This is a genomic window from Paenibacillus sp. JGP012 (assembly GCF_014203995.1).
GTDB classification, from domain to species: Bacteria; Bacillota; Bacilli; order Paenibacillales; family Paenibacillaceae; genus Paenibacillus; species Paenibacillus silvae.
In genome coordinates, this window is record NZ_JACHKG010000005.1 from 97,387 (window position 1) to 115,549 (window position 18,163).

At 48.5% G+C, this 18,163-nt stretch carries 17 protein-coding genes; 5 read left to right on the top strand and 12 right to left on the bottom strand.

What is annotated here, in order from left to right; genetic code table 11:
- Window positions 1-218: 218 nt before the first annotated feature.
- A complete protein-coding gene (locus HNR77_RS08650; RefSeq protein ID WP_184182570.1) occupies window positions 219-1,799 on the top strand; it encodes an oleate hydratase in 1,581 nt (526 codons plus the stop codon).
- 901 nt (window positions 1,800-2,700) lie between these two features.
- Here HNR77_RS08650 and HNR77_RS08655 read toward each other — a convergent pair.
- The 4 genes from HNR77_RS08655 to HNR77_RS08670 all read right to left on the bottom strand — a co-directional run bounded on the left by HNR77_RS08655 (window position 2,701) and on the right by HNR77_RS08670 (window position 6,101).
- Window positions 2,701-3,072, bottom strand: a complete 372-nt coding sequence (locus HNR77_RS08655) for a hypothetical protein (RefSeq protein ID WP_184182573.1) — start codon at window positions 3,070-3,072, stop codon at window positions 2,701-2,703.
- A gap of 222 nt (window positions 3,073-3,294) precedes the next feature.
- Window positions 3,295-4,509, bottom strand: a complete 1,215-nt coding sequence (gene nagA, locus HNR77_RS08660; RefSeq protein WP_184182576.1) for an N-acetylglucosamine-6-phosphate deacetylase — start codon at window positions 4,507-4,509, stop codon at window positions 3,295-3,297.
- Entirely contained in the window at window positions 4,506-5,234 is a 729-nt protein-coding gene (gene nagB, locus HNR77_RS08665; RefSeq protein ID WP_184182579.1) for a glucosamine-6-phosphate deaminase, read from the bottom strand. The genes nagA and nagB overlap by 4 nt, the downstream gene beginning before the upstream one ends.
- Before the next feature lie 3 nt (window positions 5,235-5,237).
- Complete coding sequence (locus HNR77_RS08670; RefSeq protein ID WP_184182582.1) at window positions 5,238-6,101, bottom strand: MurR/RpiR family transcriptional regulator; 864 nt, start codon at window positions 6,099-6,101, stop codon at window positions 5,238-5,240.
- 289 nt (window positions 6,102-6,390) lie between these two features.
- Here HNR77_RS08670 and HNR77_RS08675 point away from each other — a divergent pair, with 289 nt between their 5' ends.
- Window positions 6,391-6,732 (top strand): hypothetical protein, encoded by a 342-nt coding sequence (locus tag HNR77_RS08675; RefSeq protein ID WP_184182585.1) that lies wholly within the window; start codon window positions 6,391-6,393, stop codon window positions 6,730-6,732.
- Window positions 6,733-6,816: 84 nt separating this feature from the next.
- On the opposite strand, the gene HNR77_RS08680 is transcribed toward HNR77_RS08675, so the two are convergent.
- The 6 genes from HNR77_RS08680 to HNR77_RS08705 form a co-directional block, all read right to left on the bottom strand.
- Window positions 6,817-7,044: a helix-turn-helix domain-containing protein gene (locus tag HNR77_RS08680; RefSeq protein WP_090919235.1), complete on the bottom strand. Its 228-nt coding sequence runs from the start codon at window positions 7,042-7,044 to the stop codon at window positions 6,817-6,819.
- Window positions 7,045-7,267: 223 nt separating this feature from the next.
- Complete coding sequence (locus tag HNR77_RS08685; RefSeq protein ID WP_184182587.1) at window positions 7,268-8,257, bottom strand: YhcN/YlaJ family sporulation lipoprotein; 990 nt, start codon at window positions 8,255-8,257, stop codon at window positions 7,268-7,270.
- A 201-nt stretch (window positions 8,258-8,458) separates the two neighbouring features.
- A complete protein-coding gene (locus tag HNR77_RS08690; protein ID WP_184182589.1) occupies window positions 8,459-9,556 on the bottom strand; it encodes a DUF4340 domain-containing protein in 1,098 nt (365 codons plus the stop codon).
- Complete coding sequence (locus HNR77_RS08695; protein WP_184182591.1) at window positions 9,553-10,947, bottom strand: GldG family protein; 1,395 nt, start codon at window positions 10,945-10,947, stop codon at window positions 9,553-9,555. Before HNR77_RS08695 ends, HNR77_RS08690 begins: the two co-directional genes overlap by 4 nt.
- 4 nt (window positions 10,948-10,951) lie before the next feature.
- Window positions 10,952-11,668, bottom strand: coding sequence for an ABC transporter permease subunit (locus HNR77_RS08700; RefSeq protein ID WP_184182593.1), 717 nt, complete (start codon window positions 11,666-11,668; stop codon window positions 10,952-10,954).
- On the bottom strand, window positions 11,665-12,834 hold the full coding sequence (locus tag HNR77_RS08705) for an ABC transporter ATP-binding protein (protein WP_184182595.1): 1,170 nt from the start codon (window positions 12,832-12,834) through the stop codon (window positions 11,665-11,667). Before HNR77_RS08705 ends, HNR77_RS08700 begins: the two co-directional genes overlap by 4 nt.
- Window positions 12,835-13,058: 224 nt before the next feature.
- On the opposite strand from HNR77_RS08705, the gene HNR77_RS08710 reads away from it, so the two are divergent.
- Entirely contained in the window at window positions 13,059-14,141 is a 1,083-nt protein-coding gene (locus tag HNR77_RS08710) for a glycosyltransferase family 4 protein (RefSeq protein WP_311768598.1), read from the top strand.
- Between the two features lie 285 nt (window positions 14,142-14,426).
- Here the strand turns inward: HNR77_RS08710 and HNR77_RS08715 are convergent, their stop codons facing one another.
- Together HNR77_RS08715 and HNR77_RS08720 are read right to left on the bottom strand one after the other, a co-directional pair.
- Window positions 14,427-15,911 carry a DHA2 family efflux MFS transporter permease subunit gene (locus tag HNR77_RS08715; RefSeq protein WP_184182600.1) on the bottom strand — a complete coding sequence of 495 codons (1,485 nt, stop codon included), beginning with the start codon at window positions 15,909-15,911 and terminating at the stop codon, window positions 14,427-14,429.
- Window positions 15,912-16,147: 236 nt separating this feature from the next.
- The gene (locus tag HNR77_RS08720) at window positions 16,148-16,507 is read right to left on the bottom strand and encodes a hypothetical protein (RefSeq protein WP_184182603.1); all 360 of its coding nucleotides are present in this window, start codon (window positions 16,505-16,507) and stop codon (window positions 16,148-16,150) included.
- A gap of 193 nt (window positions 16,508-16,700) precedes the next feature.
- On the opposite strand from HNR77_RS08720, the gene HNR77_RS08725 reads away from it, so the two are divergent.
- Both HNR77_RS08725 and HNR77_RS08730 read left to right on the top strand, forming a co-directional pair.
- Entirely contained in the window at window positions 16,701-17,939 is a 1,239-nt protein-coding gene (locus HNR77_RS08725; RefSeq protein WP_184182606.1) for a glycosyltransferase family 4 protein, read from the top strand.
- Window positions 17,936-18,106, top strand: coding sequence for a hypothetical protein (locus tag HNR77_RS08730; RefSeq protein WP_184182609.1), 171 nt, complete (start codon window positions 17,936-17,938; stop codon window positions 18,104-18,106). The genes HNR77_RS08725 and HNR77_RS08730 overlap by 4 nt, the downstream gene beginning before the upstream one ends.
- The last annotated feature ends 57 nt before the right edge of the window (window positions 18,107-18,163 follow it).

Sequence of the window (18,163 nt, forward strand, 5' to 3'; positions counted from 1 at the left end):
CTTTCCCTTGACGTGCCCCGGCACGCCTGCGGAAAACTTCCTGGCTTGGAACGAAAATTCAGCAAAATTGGCTTCCTTCAGAGTTTTCAGACACGCCCTAGACATTTTTCCAATTGTGACTAAAAAACAGACACCTGCTTTCTTTTGATCATTCCTTCTTTCCTTGCCTGGGTTTACATTGGGAATGTGAGTACACCATCATTTGGAGGCGATTGATCGTGAAAAAGGAACATGGCTCTAAACAGGTTTATTTTGTTGGCGGCGGTATTGCATCCCTTGCGGGAGCAGCTTATTTGGTGAGAGACTGTGACTTTCCTGGTGAAAACATTCACATCATTGAAGAAATGCCTATTCTCGGCGGCAGTAATGACGGGGCAGGTAATGCCGAGCAGGGTTACGTGATTCGCGGTGGACGTATGCTTAATGATGAGGCATATGAGAATCTGTGGGAGCTGCTGGCGACCATTCCTTCCATTGACCATCCGGGCATGTCGGTGAGAGAGGAGATCACTGCTTTTGATAATGCTAACCCGACACATTCCAATGCACGCTTGATTAACCGCGATGGTCAGGTCGAAGATGTTCTATCCATGGGCTTTGACATGGCCGACCGGCTAGCGATGGGCAAGCTGATTATTACTCCTGAAGATACGCTTGGCAAGTTGCGAATTAACGACTGGTTTGCTCCCCACTTTTTCCAAACGAACTTCTGGTACATGTGGGCGACGACGTTTGCATTCCAGCCTTGGCACAGTGCGGTAGAGTTCAAACGATATATGCTTCGCTTTTTTCACGAGTTTCCACGCATTCAGACGCTGGAAGGGGTTACGCGCACACCCTATAACCAATATGACTCCATCATTCTGCCGCTGCACCGATATTTGGAGCCGTTTGGCGTAGATTTCACGCTGAAATGTACTGTTACGGATCTGGACTTCAAAGAGGGCGACGGAATCACCGTGACTCATATGCATGTGCGGCGGAATGGAGCCGAGGAAGTGATTGATATTCATGAAGGGGATTTAGTGATTGTAACCAACGGTTCCATGACCGAAGGCGCTGATCTGGGCTCCATGACTTCCGCTCCGAAGCTGAACGGCAAGAGCAGTTCCTGGAAGCTGTGGGAGAACATTGCGGCGAAAAAGCCGCAACTGGGTAACCCTTCCTCCTTTAGCGACCATGTTGATAAGTCCAAATGGGAATCGTTCACGGTTACGTTTCAGGATTCGGTATTTTTTGATCTGATGGAAAAATTCACCCGCAACCGCGCCGGTACTGGTGCGCTCGTCACATTCAAGGATTCAAGCTGGTTCATGTCCGTTGTACTTGCTTTTCAGCCGCATTTCCGGAATCAGCCGGAGCATGTCAACGTCTTCTGGGGCTACGGGCTGTATCCTGACAACGTGGGTGACTATGTGAAAAAAAGAATGTGTGATTGCACGGGTGAAGAAATTATGCAGGAACTGATCGGCCATTTGCATTTTCAGGAGCATCAGGAGGCGATCATGGCAACAGCCAATTGTATCCCTTGTATGATGCCGTATATCACGGCGCAATTCATGCCACGGCTGAACAGTGACCGCCCTCAAGTGGTGCCGGAAGGTTCAACCAACCTGGCGTTTATCAGTCAATTTTGCGAGATTCCCGACGATGTGGTGTTCACGGAGGAATATTCGGTGCGCGCCGCACGCATCGCCGTATATACGCTGCTTGGCATCAACCGCCCGGTGGAGCCGATCCATCAATATCAATACGATGTGCGAACGCTGTTCAGCAGCTTCGTGACTTCGTTCAGATAAACATTTAGATACGTAATCAGAAAAACATGCAGATATGCATGTAGATATGCGTTCAAAGACGAGATATGTATTCAGATATGCGTTCCAATACGAGATTCGCTTTCAGAGATGCATTTAGATAAAAGTTCCAATGCGAGATTCACATTCGAATATTCGTTTAGATAAAAGTTCAGATATGTATTTGGATCTGCATTCGATGTGCATTCAGAGATGCGCTCAGCTTTGTGCCCAGATATGGTTGTAAGATTCATTCACTAAAAAGAGCCCTGTCATCTGATCTGACAGGACTCTTAAAGGGGTATGCCTTTGCTTTTTGTCGCCTGTATGCTGAACCAAACCTATCCATGAAGAATAATGGGGGGTCCAACTATAGGAGTGTAGAATTATAGACTTATAGAAGATCGACTTATAGAAGTCGTAGCACGAGAACCAACACCACGGTGTATATTTTACGCGGCACCAACCAACAGCAGAATCTACGAAAAACAGCCACTAACTGGCCTAACTGGCCCCTCATCAAAATAACGCCTAACAAAACACAGCATAGTTCAGTACAGCCGTATTGACTCCTGCCAGAACAGTCACCTAGACAAGGAAATAGCCGCTTCCCACGCTCTAACGATCTCAGGAAACCTTATTTCACCATTTTAGACGGTCTGAAAAATCTAACGATTCGTACAAGCCTTATTTGACAAAATCAGCTGCGTTTCATGCCAAAATGGGCTGGTTCACATGAAATAGCGTCTCTCGGAATCGTTAAAATTCGAAATGCCGTGAAATCGGGTAAATAAGGCTTCTCAGAATCGTTAGCGTATGAGCAAAGATCGGTCAAAGCGTGCTGAAGCACTGCCTTCCTTCACTTTATCCAGATACTCCATTGGACACTTCCTTATACGCACATTTACGTGCGAAATGTCGTGAATTTCAGCATATGCACCAGCTTGGAGAAATGCGTAATCTCCTGATCCACGTCTCTCGTATCCGTGCCTGCCATCGCTTGATTGGCTCGCAGTGTTCTGCGCGTATTTAGCATGCGTTCAATCAGCTTCATGACCGTGTTGCGTCCGCGGTGGTCCACAATCATGTATTTTTTGCGTGCATCCAGCTCAATCCATACGATGTTGTTAAAGGTCGTGAACAAATGTTTGCGGTACTGCTCCATATCCGTCTCATTGTACTGCTCGCCATAAAAAGCATAATATCCGTGAATGTGCAGCTTCTCCGCCAGCACGGGGATAAACGGATCATGTTCCAGCATGGCGTTACGTTCCATGGTTTATGCCTCCGTGAATGATCCGCAGATCTCCATTTTTTGAGATCTATTTTAACATATTGTTCAGCGTATTTCCTCTTATGCCATCCCCGGCAACACACACACTCATGCCTTCTTGTACAAGTAAATCTCTTGGGGTTGCAAGTTACGATCTATGTGACCAGATATTAACTACATATAAAGTACTGCTTAAATTAATAGTTACCTATATTCCTATCAGCATTATGAGCCGATTCTGCTGCCCTTTACCCACACCGACTCAATCGCCAGTTCCTCATTCAGCAAAACAATATCCGCCTGCTTTCCCTGCGTCAGGGAACCGGTGCGATGCTCAATACCAAGCAGACGTGCCGGTGTCAGACTCGCCGCCCTTGACGCAGCTACCAGACTCAGCCCCACTTCCTGCACGAGATAACGAAAACCGCGTACCATGGTCAGGGTACTGCCCGCCAAAGCTCCGCCTTCTTTCAAACGTGCTTCTCCGTTCTTCACGATCACGGGCAGATCCCCGATCTTGTATTCACCGTCGTCCAGTCCTGCTGCTGACATCGCATCGGTAATGAGCACAAGCTGATCGTTCCCTTGTTTCAATTGAGCGAGAATAGATATGGCCGCAGGATGCACATGAATGCCATCGGCAATGACTTCCGCACTGATGCGTGGATCACTAAGCACAGCCCCGGCCGTTCCAGGCTCACGATGGTGCAGCGGTGTCATGGCGTTAAACGTGTGCACAGCATGATGCAATCCCGCTTCTACTGCACGTTGTACATCGTCGTAGGTTGCATCCGTGTGACCAAGCGCGGCTGTAATTTGTTGCTCCCGCAGCCAGGAGATGACCTCGAGCGCTCCCTCACGTTCCGGCGCCAAGGTTACTTGACGAATAAGGCCAGGGTACTGCTTTTCCCAACCCTGCAGCCAAGTCACATCAGGGAGCACAATGTGATCGGGATTTTGCGCACCAGGCCATTTCGGACTGAAAAAAGGTCCCTCCAGATGCACGCCCTCCAGCTGTGCATAGCGCATTTCCCCAGAGCGGTAGCGATCTACCTCGGCCAAAACATGATCCAGACGCTCCTTCGGAGCCGTCATGGAGGTCGCCAACATCGCTGTTGTTCCCTGTGAGCTGTGGAATGAAGTGATCTTGTCCAGCACTTCCGGGCTTGCATCCATAAAATCTTCTCCGTTGCCGCCGTGCACATGGATATCAATAAAGCCAGGTACGATCAGACCCGCTCCTTTGGCAGGAATCTCCCCAGCTTCTTGCCGAAGGGCTTCAGGCAGACCTTCCGGTATGCCGGCATATACGATTTTATCGGCGCGCCAGACGATCAGACCATCCTCCAGTACTTTATCGGGGAGCAGCAGTCTGCCGCGGAGCAAGGTTAACCTTTTTTCCAACTCGCCGTCTTCAGCTTTACTATGGGCTTTGGTCATCGAACCAGCCTCCCTGCGGCACGATCCAGCAGTACAACCACATTCGGATGACATTGCAGCAAGGATGCCGGGCAGGAGGTTGTAATTGGACCCATGAACGCTTCGCGGATAATCTCCGCTTTCTCTTCGCCACGGGCGATGAGCAGGATTTGTTTTGCTTTTAAAATAGAACCGACCCCCATCGTAATTGCTTGCGCTGGAACTTCGTCGATGCTGTCAAAAAAACGTGCATTGGCCTTTCTTGTCTCTTCCTTCAAATCCACCACATGGGTGCGTCCGGTTAACGCTGTACCAGGCTCATTAAAACCGATATGACCATTATGCCCGATGCCCAGCAATTGCAGGTCCACAGGCCCGCGATCCTCCAGACGCCGCTCATAACCAGCACATTCCTCCGCCAAGTCTACTGCCTCTCCATTCGGCACATTCGTGCGGGACAGGTCCATGTCGATATGACGAAACAGCTGCTCATTCATAAAACTGCGGTAGCTTTCGCGATGCTCTGTAGGCAAACCTACGTATTCATCCAGATTAAAGGAAGAGGCCTGCGCAAAGCTCACCAAGCCTTTTTGATACATCGCAATTAACTGCTTGTAAATGCCTACAGGCGAACTTCCGGTTGCCAGTCCCAGAACAGCACGCGGTTTCGTTTGCAGCAAGCTGGCGATTAGTCCTGCTCCTGTTGCGTTTAAATCTTCTTCATTTTCAAAAATACGAATATTCATCTGTCAAGCACCTCCGGTGTGATGGAAACGATAGGACTGCACATTGTGATACGACTGCTCAAGTTTAGGTATGAATTGATCAAAATCCGCACTCACCATGCCTGTGAACAAAATATCAATCACATGCAGCAGCGCAATGCGTGAAGCCATATCCCCGCGTCGCATACCTTCTTCAAGCGAGGAAGTAAACAGCGGAATATCTGCCGTTTCAGCCAGTGTGTTACTGCCGTAAGAGGTCAGCGAGATTGTGGAAGCCCCGGCTAGTTTGGCACAGGTTAATGCATCAATCGTTTCAGGGGTTTCGCCCGAATACGATACGGCCAGCGCCACATCACCTGCTCCTAGCGAGGAAGCGGATGTAATCTGCATGTGGGAATCTGAAAAGGCTGTACAGCTTTTGCCGATCCGCACCAGCTTCTGATAGAAATCCTGTGTCACGATGGACGAGGTTGCCACACCGTACAGGTCGATGCGCCGGGCCTGACAGAGCAGCTGCACAGATTGTTCCAGCCTGCCCAGATCGAGCAAGCGAGTCGTATCCGCGATAGAAGCCAGATGATTGGCTTCAATGGCCTCAACAATTCTGGATAACGAGTTGCCTGCAACAATATCCTGATAGGCCGTTTCATTCGGCGTCTGTGACAGCTCTGCCGCAAGCTTCATTTTGAGATCGGGAAAACCTTTAAAGTGAAATGATTTGCAAAAACGGGTCACCGTCGCCGCGCTTGTACCGCTCAGCTCTGCCAACTGATTAATGGTCATGCCCGGCACATCCGAAGGCGACTCGATAATGACCTCGGCGATCCGTCTTTCCTGAGACGGCAGGTTATCTAATTGTTGCTGCAACGCGTGTAAGATGGCTGCCATAAGCACCTCTTTTGTATGAAAATTATTTTTATTATTTATTCTATTTAAAAGAAAATTATTTTTACACCTTTATTTTAATCAAGACACTCTCGCAAGGCAAGAGCATTTTCTCTAATTGAGGGAGTATGGTGATAAGCAGAAGCTAGTCATCTTTCATTTGAAGTTTTAGCCTGGTCTGTTAAAGTTAATCGTATGGAATTGTACGTGAAGCAGCTGTACCACCCATATACATAGAGTATCTATAGATCATGGCACCTTCTGGTGCCTTTTAAATAGAGGGGGGCTGTAAATGAATCGCAGACAGCGCAGTAAAATCATCCCAAACACCTGGATTATTGCCGCCAAGCAGACTGACTCAAACATATATTATGCTCTCTATGCCATCGACTGGAAACGTGGAGCCCGCTTGAGCTGGGAAGGTTGGAAACGTTACGAAGATTTTTTGCAATTTCATGTGCCGGTCAAGCGCAAAATGCAAGGTCATCACACTTCGTCACAACCTGCTGCTAAAATTGCAAAAAAGGCATTATATTTGCATTTAAAAGAGGCACAGTATGAGGAATTAGAGCAGTTATTTTATCAGCCATTTTCGAGAAAAAAATGGAGAGAGTTTATACAAGAGCATGTGTAAAAAAACAAAAAAGCCTTTCCCCATGCTTCATTCTGAAGGATAGAGAAAGGCTTTTGTGCTGCCACATTGAACTGCGGTTCGCATCTAAATCTTCAGTTCTCCAAGCTTAATCAGCTCTACAACTGCCTGCGAACGACCCTTAACATTGAGTTTCTGCATCACATTGGAGATATGGTTACGCACCGTTTTCTCGCTGATGAATAACTGCCCTGCGATGTCACGCGTTGTTTTGTCCTGAACCAGCAATTCGAATACTTCGCGCTCACGGTGGGTTAACAAAAATTTGCTTTTATGATGATCGATACCCTTCAATGTTCACCCCTCCTTGCTCGGGTTGTGTTGGTGTAACAAGGTTAAGGGGATACAGTCAACTCATCTTATGTAAGGTCGAGGACGTTGGTTCAGTTTTAGAAGAAAAATGGGCTGCTTTTTGAGCATACATTGTCCGTATGGGCTGCATTCGTCTGCTTATAACAAATATGCCCTTGCAGTGGATGCATCCCGCAGCAAAGGCACACTTGTTCATTTCAGCATCTTACCGATTCATTCGATTCATCATGCCGCCATCATGATTACGGTTCATTACACCATCACCCAGCACACCGTCACGGTTATGAGTTTCGGCCGCATTGGTCGGGAAAATGCGCTCTACCATCGACTGGAACGTATCGATCATACCGCTGACCGGTTTACCGTTACGCAGATCCGCTGCATAGTTCTCGACCTGACCTACGAAATCAGGATTAGCGGATACGTAAACGTTCTCGACGTTCGGTGCAAATTGCTTGATTTTGGCTGAAATTTTGCCTTTGATCTCTTCCGGCGTGTTATCGTCGGAGCTGTCCATCATACGTGGACGTTCACTTCTTGTGCCATATTGGCTTTCATTCATCGGGCGTGCTGTACCACTCTTGGTCAAGCCGCGCATCATGCCTACCGCGCCTGTGCCCATCGTGCCATAGATGCCACGGTCATTGCCCATATGGCTGCGGTCTGTTGCTGTGCCGGTATTCAGTCCCGGTGCGATTCCGCTTGTGCTGTATGGAGAATTCGTGCCCGATCCGCCATGAACTCGCATACCGCCCATGTCCCGATTCATATTTCCATCGCGCATTGTATCGCTGGCATAGTTACGCATCGTGCCATTCAAGCGGCTGCCCATATGTCCAGTCGATTTACTTCCCAGCTTGCCTGCATGTCCATTCGCTAAACGAACAGCAACGTATGCGTTGCGATCTGTTAACATGACATGGGCAGAGTCCACTTCCTTCATCTCCGCAATACGTTTTGCCAGCTCATCACTGGATCGCAGGTCAGTAACATTGTGCATCCGGTAACTACGCGCACGAATCCCGTCCATTCCATTGGTCTCGACGCCATACCGATTAATGCCATGCGCCTGTTCGCGAACACTTTGCGTATGCAGATTGTTATCGCGATTCCCACAACCTGTCAAGCCGGCCATTACAAAAATTGCAGTAGACAATGATAACGTAATCGCTGTTGCCTTTTTGACTGTTGGCATGTAATGTTCATCCTCCAATGTGGTTGTTTTGGTTCACATAGATAGGATGCGCGTCTGGTGTTATCGATATGCTGAAAGGATATGGCACTTAAACCTGCCAACTTATATAGACATTTTTGCCCGCGGATACCAAAAAGCACAGTAACTGCCTTCAGCGCAGAACTGTGCTTTTTCTTACTCAACTGTCCATTTTTTAATAAGTCACTTCCCGGAAGTTGCCTCAGAAGTTGAAGATTTGACAGAAGAACCGGATTTCGCCGATGCTCCCGACTTAACAGACTCCGAAGAAGCTGAGGAACTAGTGGGTTCTGAAGGAACGGCGGACGTATTTTTAATGCTTGCCGGAAACTTCTCAGCTTCCTTGAGAGCTGCTGCATCCATCGTGTAAGCCCACTCCCCATCCGGGGTAATTACCCAGATCTGGTCAGGGTCAGAGGATGTGGTCAGCAAACGATAAACCGTAGTCGTCTCCTGCCCGTTCACCTGCTGTTCAACAGACAGTGTTGATCGAGGGATGGCTCCTTTTAAATCGGACGCTTTGCGAACGTCTTCGGCAGTTGTGAGGTTTTTGATTTTGCCAATGAGCGAGATTGCATCTTCTGCCTTAATCGACTTGCCATTTAACGTCCATTCGTGTTCGGATGCGGTATCTCCTTCAGCCGACGCCTTGAGCATCCAGCTCGCTGCTTCCCCTTCCCATTCCAGTGTACGGACATTGGATTCATCCATATTGAACGGAGTCGTGTCCAGCAAAGATTGACGTGTCAGGGCGATATTCGTTACAGCTTCATTTTTAACAGCAACCACCGGCCCTGCGTCGACGCGCGCATAATGGGCATCACCCGCAGGCAGCAGATTGCCAATCACCAATTTAAGCTCACGCCCATCCTTTACTTTGATATCCAGTGTTGTGGCTGTGCTGCCCAAGCCGTACTTCTCCACATCCTTGGGTGACTCTTCCACAACCATCTCCTGATCTGCACCACTCAGCGCATCAAGCCAGCTGCCCACACTGTATTCATTCAGCGGATAACCCTTCGGCTGAGACATTTGCCAGATGCCATCTTTGCGCTCAAGAGTTGAGACGGCATTTGAAGCATTTGCATTCGTATCTGTACCTGTAACTGACTTATCTGCAGCCCCTTCATGCAGCGTAATCGCCTCAATATCTGCTGAAGTGACACCGAGAAGCTTCGCCTGTACTGCCTCTTCTTCCCGAAAATAATTGTGATTGGCCGCATACAGCCAGCCCGCAATCAATATCACAACGACAACTATCGTAGGTATTAACTTTTTCATACCCGTCTGCGCCTCCACCATAAGAGTACACCGATGATTACAAAGACAAGCGGGAATGCTACAATCGCTGCAAAAAAGATCGTTCTGGCCTGCTGACCATCCAGATAAGCAATCTCATATCCAGCCTGGACACGCGGTCGAATCGTCAGACCATCTTGTTTTTCACTCAAATAATTAACTGTATTCAAAATAAAATCCCGATTGCCACCGTTCGAAATTTGTGAATCCTGCATGAAAATAGATGATCCCAGAATGACCGCTTTGGGCTTGCCATCCTTCGTATCCGCTGCATAGCCAAGTTCGACAGGACCTTGAACGTCAGCATCTTTATCATTGTTCGTTTCATTTTGCAGCAGCCCGGCAATATTCGTCTCCCCGTAGCTGTCATCGGAGGAATGCATTAGCGGAGACAAGGTGTATTTGTCCTGCTCCTTGCTGGTCAGTGCAATCGACAGAGACAGCATCGGGTACAGCTTGTTCTGAGCCAGCTTGTCTGTGATTGCATGACTGCCATACTCGGGCACAACCCACAGCGGCCCCATCGTGCTGGCCTGTTTGTTATCCACCATGACGGCATGCTCATCCACCACGCCATAATCAGCGATCAAGGCGTCAATGTTTTTCCAGCTTGATTTCATATCTTCTGCAAAACCAAGAGAAATTAACAGCTTGCCCCCCTTACTCATATAGGTTCGAATCTCTTTCAGCTCGGCATCACTCAGATCACGCTGAGGCCCAATAATAGCCAGTACATCAGCATCATCAGGTACCTTACCGGCCTGATTCAGCTGCAGCTCCTCTGTGGTGATATTATTCTGTTCCAGTGAAGATCGCAGTGTCCCCATCTGATCCAGACTTAACTCTTCATGCCCGGTCAGGAATACCATTTTGCCGGTTTCCGTAGAAGAGAGATTCATCAGAGCCTGAGTTAATTTCTCTTCCCCTGTAAACTGGTAAGAACCATCGCTTCCATCCCCGTTCGCCGTGAACAGGCTGGCAATGTCGATGACCTTATGGCGATCTCCCTGCTCCAGCACAATCGAGCTGCCCGTGATGCCGTATTTGGAGGCAAGCGCAGGCTCCTGTGTTAGATTGTACTGCTTCAGCTTGAGCTTGCTGTTTCGTTTTGTATATTCCTGAACCATATCGGCTACTTCACGATTTAGGACTGTATTGTTTGCATTTTCAACCGTTAATACGAGAATATTGACGTCATCTTTGACATTTTTAATCGCCGTCAGGGACTGGTCTGATAACGTATACTGTTTATTTGAAGTCAGGTCGAGCTGAAAGCCCCCAAGCGAGTTCAGGAACAGGGTCAGCAAAATAAAGATGCCAATCACCGCGACAGACAAAACGGTACTGTTGGTATGACTTAGCCATTTTTTCATCTTCTCACCTCCACCGCTTCCGTTCCACAATTTGAATGCTTAACAGTAAAAACACACCCGTAAGCGTGACATAATATAGAACATCCGGTCCGCTGAGCACGCCTTTGGTGAAGCTGTCAAAGTGATTAGTCAGCGCAAACGGATCAAGCCACTTCTGCAATGCAGACCCCGTATTACCTGCGAATGAATCAAGCATCCACAAAACGAGCAATATAATAAAACCCGCCACGGCAGACACCATCTGATGCTGGGACAGCGTGGAGGCAAATAGTCCAATCGCCATCATGCTGCCGCCAAGGAAAAACAAACCGAGTGCAGACAACCAGACAGAGGTCAGGTCCAGCTTTCCATAGAACGACATAATGAAAGGATAGACCAGACTGCAGAGAATCAAAACAAGCAGTATGGCGAGTGAAGCCAGATATTTTCCGAAAATAATCTCGGTCACTCGTGTCGGTGAAGTCAGGAGCAGCTCATCCGTTCCCTGCCTGAACTCTTCTGCAACGAGTCGCATGGTTAACAAGGGCACCACAAAAAGCAGCATGGACAACGTATCGCCCAGGACAAGGCGGTAGTCCACAATGCTTGGCTGGTAGTATACAAAGCTTGAATAGAACAACAGGCTGGTCATCAGCACGTATACGGCAAAAGCAAAATAAGAAGTCGGCGACAGAAAATACGCCTGCAGTTCTTTGGTACAGATCGCCATCATTCGTCTCATTTGCTTCCCTCCCCTGAATCGGAATCAGATATTTCCCGCTCAGATGCAGCCTGAACCTCTGGAGCATGCTCATTTCCTTTGGCTTCATCAACTGTATCAGCGATTGCCTCCGAAGTGGCATCTGGTTCGGATGTCGTTAATTTCAGGAAGATTTGCTCCAGACTGAGGTTCTCACGTTTCATCTCCAGAATCGGCAAGCCGGCTCCAGACAACAGATAAAAGAGCTCTTCCCGGAAGTCTTCCGACGTTTCTCCGGTGAGTCTGACACGAACAGTTGAAGGTGTACCCGATATAGCACTGAAGGTTGTTTCTGAATCACCTGCTGTTAAATTCGTGCTTTCATCTGACGCTGAGGATTGGGAAGAAGCTGCTGAAGAAGTTAAAGAGGAGTTAGCAATGACCTCGCCGTGTGCCTTCTCCCATGGTGTTAATACATCCATCAGCTGCTGCTCCGTAGCTTTCACTTCGAGGGATACCTTGAAGCGATCCGCCATCGCTGAGCCGAGCTCATGAGGTGATCCGTCCAATACAAGTTTTCCCTGATTGATAATCAGCATCCGGTTACAGAGTGTGCTTACCTCAGGCAAAATATGCGTGCTAAGCAGCACCGTATGATTTTCACCAAGCTCTCGTATCAAATCCCGGATCTCAATAATCTGATTAGGATCAAGTCCTGACGTCGGCTCATCCAGTACCAGCAGATCCGGCTTATGTATAATGGCTCCTGCCAGTCCCAGACGCTGCTTGTAGCCTTTGGACAAACCGCGCACCATTTGTTTTTCCCTGCCCTGCAGTCCAAGTCTGCTAACCATTTCGCTGACACGCAGCTTGACCTCACGCGCTGGAACATCCCTCAGATTTGCGACAAACTTGAGGTACGACTGCACCGTCATATCCGGATAAAGCGGGGGTGTCTCCGGCAGATAACCAATTTTGGCGCGAACGCTGCGTCCCTGATCATGCACTGACACACCATCCACCAGCACCGAGCCTGCCGTGGGATGCAGATACCCTGTGATCATGCGCATCGTTGTCGTTTTGCCAGCACCGTTCGGTCCCAGAAAACCGACGATCTCGCCTCGTTCCATGGTGAAGTCCAATTGGTGCACACCGCGCTGTCCTTCGTACACTTTGCTCACCTGTCTCACTTCGAGCACGTCCTTCATCCTTTCCCGTTAAAATACCCGTGCAGCCATCATGAAGATAACACAACACGGGAAATCATTTGTATGATACGAGATGTATCCTAGTCCCAGCTTAATATCACTTAAAATAAAGCTTAATATTTTGTGTCCAAATTGTGAACAAATGATGGTTTACCCACACCCCGCCCTTCGGTTAAACGTACCATGGAGTACAGGAGAATGAGCTCCTGACCAAAAGTCAGAGGGTGAACCGTGTGAAGGTATTATTCACGTTTTATGTTCCCAGCGGGGGCGTCGATACACTGAACCGACTGCGTACTGCCGTACTGAAACGCCATGGCATTGAAGCACATTTATTGTATCTGAATACAGGCTCAGGTTTGCAGAACAGCAGTGACACACGCATTTTTACAGCTTCCAGCGATCAGGATATTCATCATTTGATTCACTCCGAGCACTATGATGCCATTATTACCACTTCTGATATTGCCATGCCCGGCCGTTTGAGAGGTCTCGGTTACAAAGGACGGATTATCTTCGAAGCCCAAGGGCTCGGTACACGGGATCAGGCTCTGGAGACAATTCAAATGGGCGTGCCCTATCTACAAGCACACTGTGATGCTGCTGTACTGCCACCGACGGATCATCTGCTCGATATGTTCATTCACATCTGTCCATGGCTGCATCGCTTTGTCATTCCAAATATGCTCGATACGGATACCTTTGCTCCAATCTCCGTAGAAGCACCGCCATATCCTGTTCTTGCATGGGTCGGGCGGTTGGAGCATAACAAAAACTGGCGCGAATATCTCGAAATATCCAGGGCAATTATCAAAAAGAAACCCGAAGCCAGACTCTGGCTCTTTCACGATCCCACCTTGGCTAATCCAGAAGACGAGGTCATGTTCCGGCATATGCTGGTGGAATATGGATTGCAAGATCACATCGGTATCTTTATGAATGTGCCACATTCACAGATGCCAACGTTCTACTCGATGATCGCAGCTTCTGGTGGCATCATGCTGTCCACTTCTTTACTCGAAGGTTTCGGTTACGCTGTAGCCGAGGCCATCAGTTGCGGCTGTCCCGTTCTAAGTACAGATTCGGATGGCGTGCGTTTGTTTATCACACACAACAAAACAGGAAAGTTCTACCCGCTTGGTAATGTGAAAGTCGCCGTGAGGGAAGCTCTGGACCTGATGAATAACAAGAAGCAGCGGGAGTATATTCGCATTCAGGGAAGACAGCATGTGACCCTTTCCTTCTCCCCTGACCGATATGCAGCCTCTTTCCGAGAGATGATGACTGCATTGCGCGTTTTTCATTGATTGTTACAAGTTTAGATCAAAAAAAGTTCACAGGACGCAGAAAAGGCAGTCCAGAGCGTATATGCTCCCAGACTGCCTGCAGTTAATTTAAATTTGCTACTATGATCTATTCTTTTACACAAAAACGGAGAGGACAGAAAAAACCTGAAAAAGCGAAGCGTTCGCCTTTATCACCGGATTTTCCCTTTTAGAAAAGGGAATCAAAAAATCTGGGGATAACAGCGATTGGAAGGTTATTCTGTCATCGGAGTGTTCGGTGTAAACATAGCAACTTGTTTAACTACCTTAGTGACCCATCATCATCGCAGGATCAGGCTGCTCCCCCGTTTGAAGCTCCGGTTCAGGCTTGCGTTTCGGCTTGCGCAGAATCAGACTAAGCAGGCATCCGAACAGGGCGATACATGCTGCGAGGAAGAACGTATCGTTGAAGCCGCTAACCATGCCGTTCACGATATCTGCTTTTCCCGTGCCCGTCGTATTGCTGGCGACGCGAGAAGTCAGGAACCCTGTAAGACCCGCAACAGCAAAAGAAACGACAACCTGCTGGGCAGCAGCCGTCAGCGGTGTTACACGCGCAACCAGCTTGCGCGGTGCTGCATTCAGGACATGTGTGTTGAGCGGCATCATGGACAAGCCCATACCAAATCCCATCATAAGCAAGGCGGTAATAATAAGTCCAAGTCCTGTTGCTGCTGTAATGGAAGACAGAATAAACAGGGCTCCCGAGATAATACCGAGACCAACAAAGGCCAGAGGTCTTGCCCCGATTCTGTCAAACAAACGGCCGCCGAGCGGCATGGAGATACCGGAAGCTAGTGCTTGAGGCAGCAGGATAAGTCCTGTTTCCAAAGCCGTGTATCCTTTGATTTGCTGCAGATAGAGCGGAATGAGAATCATGGAACCGAATAAAGCCACTTGTGCTACCCAAGCGAGAATAATACCTCTGGAGAAGTCTGAGGAACCAAACACTCGCAGCTCAAGTAACGGATTTTGCTGGCGCAGCTCTACGATGATGAATAGAATTAGCGCTATACCGCCGACGATAATACCAGTCAATGTCGTAGAAGACGTCCAGCTTGTGCCGCCTTCACTTACACCGTAAGCCAGCATGGAGAAGGCAATCGGAGCAAGAATCATGCCGATCAGATCCAGTGAAGGCGTGCGTCCGCGATCCGTATCCGGCAAAAATCGCACACACAGAATAAAAGCCGCGATACCGATTGGCAGATTAATCAGGAAAATCCAGTGCCAGCTCACCGACTCAATAAACCAGCCCGATAATACGGGGCCGAGGGCAGGAGCAAGCAGCATCGGAATACCGAGCATGCCCATGATGGAACCTCTGCGTTCAGGCGGAGCCAAACGAAATACCATGGCCATTCCGATCGGGGCAACCATGCCTCCCCCAAGACCCTGAATAACACGGAATACAATTAACTGTTCAGGGGATTGGGCAATTGAACATAAAACAGAGCCTAGTGTAAACATGGCGATGGTAAACAAAAATACTCTTTTGGCTCCAAAGCGATCGGTCAGCCATCCTGCCAATGGGATAACTGCGGATAAAGCCAGGGTGTAACCTGTGACCGTCCATTGAATGGTTTTCAGGTCCGTCTCGAAGTACTGTACAAGATTCGGTATAGCAACGTTAACTACTGTGCTGTCCAGAATGACCATAATCATTCCAACGATGATAGACAAGAGGGGCAGAATAATCGTTTTAATCGAAAACGCTTCTGCCTCCTGGGGTACTGCTGCCTGTTGTTTCACGCACTCACTCTCTTTTCCGGCGTCCTGCGGCTTTCAGTAAACGGGCCTGTGGACTGCCTATCATTACGAATTTTTCAAACCTTCGTTTTAAACCTTTGTTTTAAACTTACGTTTTATACTGGTTTAATTTTAACGAAAATACCTTTGCTGTCAAGCTATTTTTTAAAGGCATATTTCTCAGAAAAAAACGACAAAAAAGGACCAGGCCTCACGCCTGCTCCTCATGCAAATACATATCAATTGGCAAGTTTCAACATCTGATGCTCCGATAACACACCGATCAGCTCCCCCGCTCCGCTGCGGCAATAGATTCGAATGACGAGATGATTCGGTACAGAACAGTTGCTGACTATTTTCAGATCATAGACTTCGGATGATACATCCAGATGATGAATCACCTGATGATTCCCTGCTGCCTTAGAACCTGCACTTACATGGAATAGATATCGGTACATTTCTCCGTGATTGCTCGCTGCACCAACATATACATCTGTTCCTTCCCCATCTCCGACATACGCAACCTCCACATCGATATACTTTACTGGAATAGGAGTCTGAAGTACGTTTTCATACATCTGCATAATATAAGCCGCCATCCTGCATCCCTCCTGCGGAGCCTGAGTTCACACGTTACTCCCTGTATACAGCATATGCCGCTTCTCGTCCAATCGCCTTTACCATCACCCAATTTCGAGAATTTACAGCCAATGCCCGGCCTTATTCCCCGCTTGGTTCATAGAATAACAGGATAGGAGTTCGGTCTGTGCAGGCCGCGACAAGGAGGTTGTTATGAGAGTTCTGCTCGTTACGTATTGGGAGCTTACACATATGGGGGGGATCTGGACTTATATCAGGCAGCTCGCCGACAGACTCACTTCCCTTGGTGTAGAAGTTGATATTATGGGCACCAACGGCGCACGCAATGAAGTGTATATTCGCAACCTGAATCGTTCCTTTTCCAAAAACCTGGTGTGGCCTATGCTTCAAGCCAAGCTGAATCCCACCGATTTGCCTCAATTCACAGCAGATTCTCTGCTGGCCTATTACGAGTTGAACCGCTATGCCTTCGAGATGGCTGCTGCCCATCTGGGAGTAGAGCATTATGATGTGATCCATGCACAGGACCCTGTTGCTGCTGTGGCGATTAAACGGATTTTGAAGAGCAGCATTCCGCTCGTCACCAGTTATCACGGAGCGTTAGCACGCGAAGCATTCTATGATGCGCAAACTTCCAACCCGCAACTAACCTTGCCTGCCTATCTGCAATCCAAACGTGGACGGTATTTCCTCTCACTGGAGCAGCGAAGTGCGGCACTGTCCGAGCTGATTCTGGTGTCGAGCCACTGGATTAAAAGCACACTCACCGATATAGGCGTGCCAGCATCCAAATTCAGACAGATTCCGTATGCTGTCGATCTGCCTACCTATCGCAAAGCCGCCGCTGCCAGGTTCCCTCATCGCCCGCCTTCAGGTAAAAAGGTCATCGCTTTTACGGGAAGACTGGAGTATATCAAGGGCGTGCATGTGCTGATCAAGGCACTTGCCAGCCTGAAAACGAAACGTTCAGATTGGGTCTGCTGGATCGCGGGAGAAGGCAATCTGCTGGGTGAATTGCGTGATCAAGCATCCGAAGCTGGCATCGCGTCCGATATCGTATTCTGGGGCAAGCTGGACAACATTCCTGCCTTTCTGAAGCATGCTGATATTTACGTGCAGCCGAGCCTTCAGGATACACAGCCCTTCTCAGTCACCGAAGCACAGCTTGCAGGTGTACCCGTCATCGTCAGCGGTACAGCAGGCATGCCTGAAATGGTCGAACCCGAACGCACAGGCTGGGTCGTGCCGCCGCAGGATGCCGATTCACTAAGTGAGCTGTTAGAAGCGCTGCTTCAAGATCATGCAGCCCGCAAGGCGGTAGGGGCCGCTGCCAAAGCATGGGCTGAGCAGCACCGTTCTCTGGAAGAAATGGGGATGCGCACGCTGCAAGTGTATAAGGAAGCTATCTATAGAGGGGGACTTTCGACATGACACTGCTGGTTCCAAGCGATCTGTACAACCGCTGGTTTTCCGTTCCTGTCTCGACACCTCATATTGAGGTGGATTATGAGACGATGAACACACTCATGCAGAAGCTTCCGAAAGGGTATGTATTTCCCGATCCGGTATCCATGATTATTTTGAATGAACCGGAATAAAAGGTGAACGAGAGAAATATCATCCTTTTCCAGTAAATATTATGTTATATTTTGGAT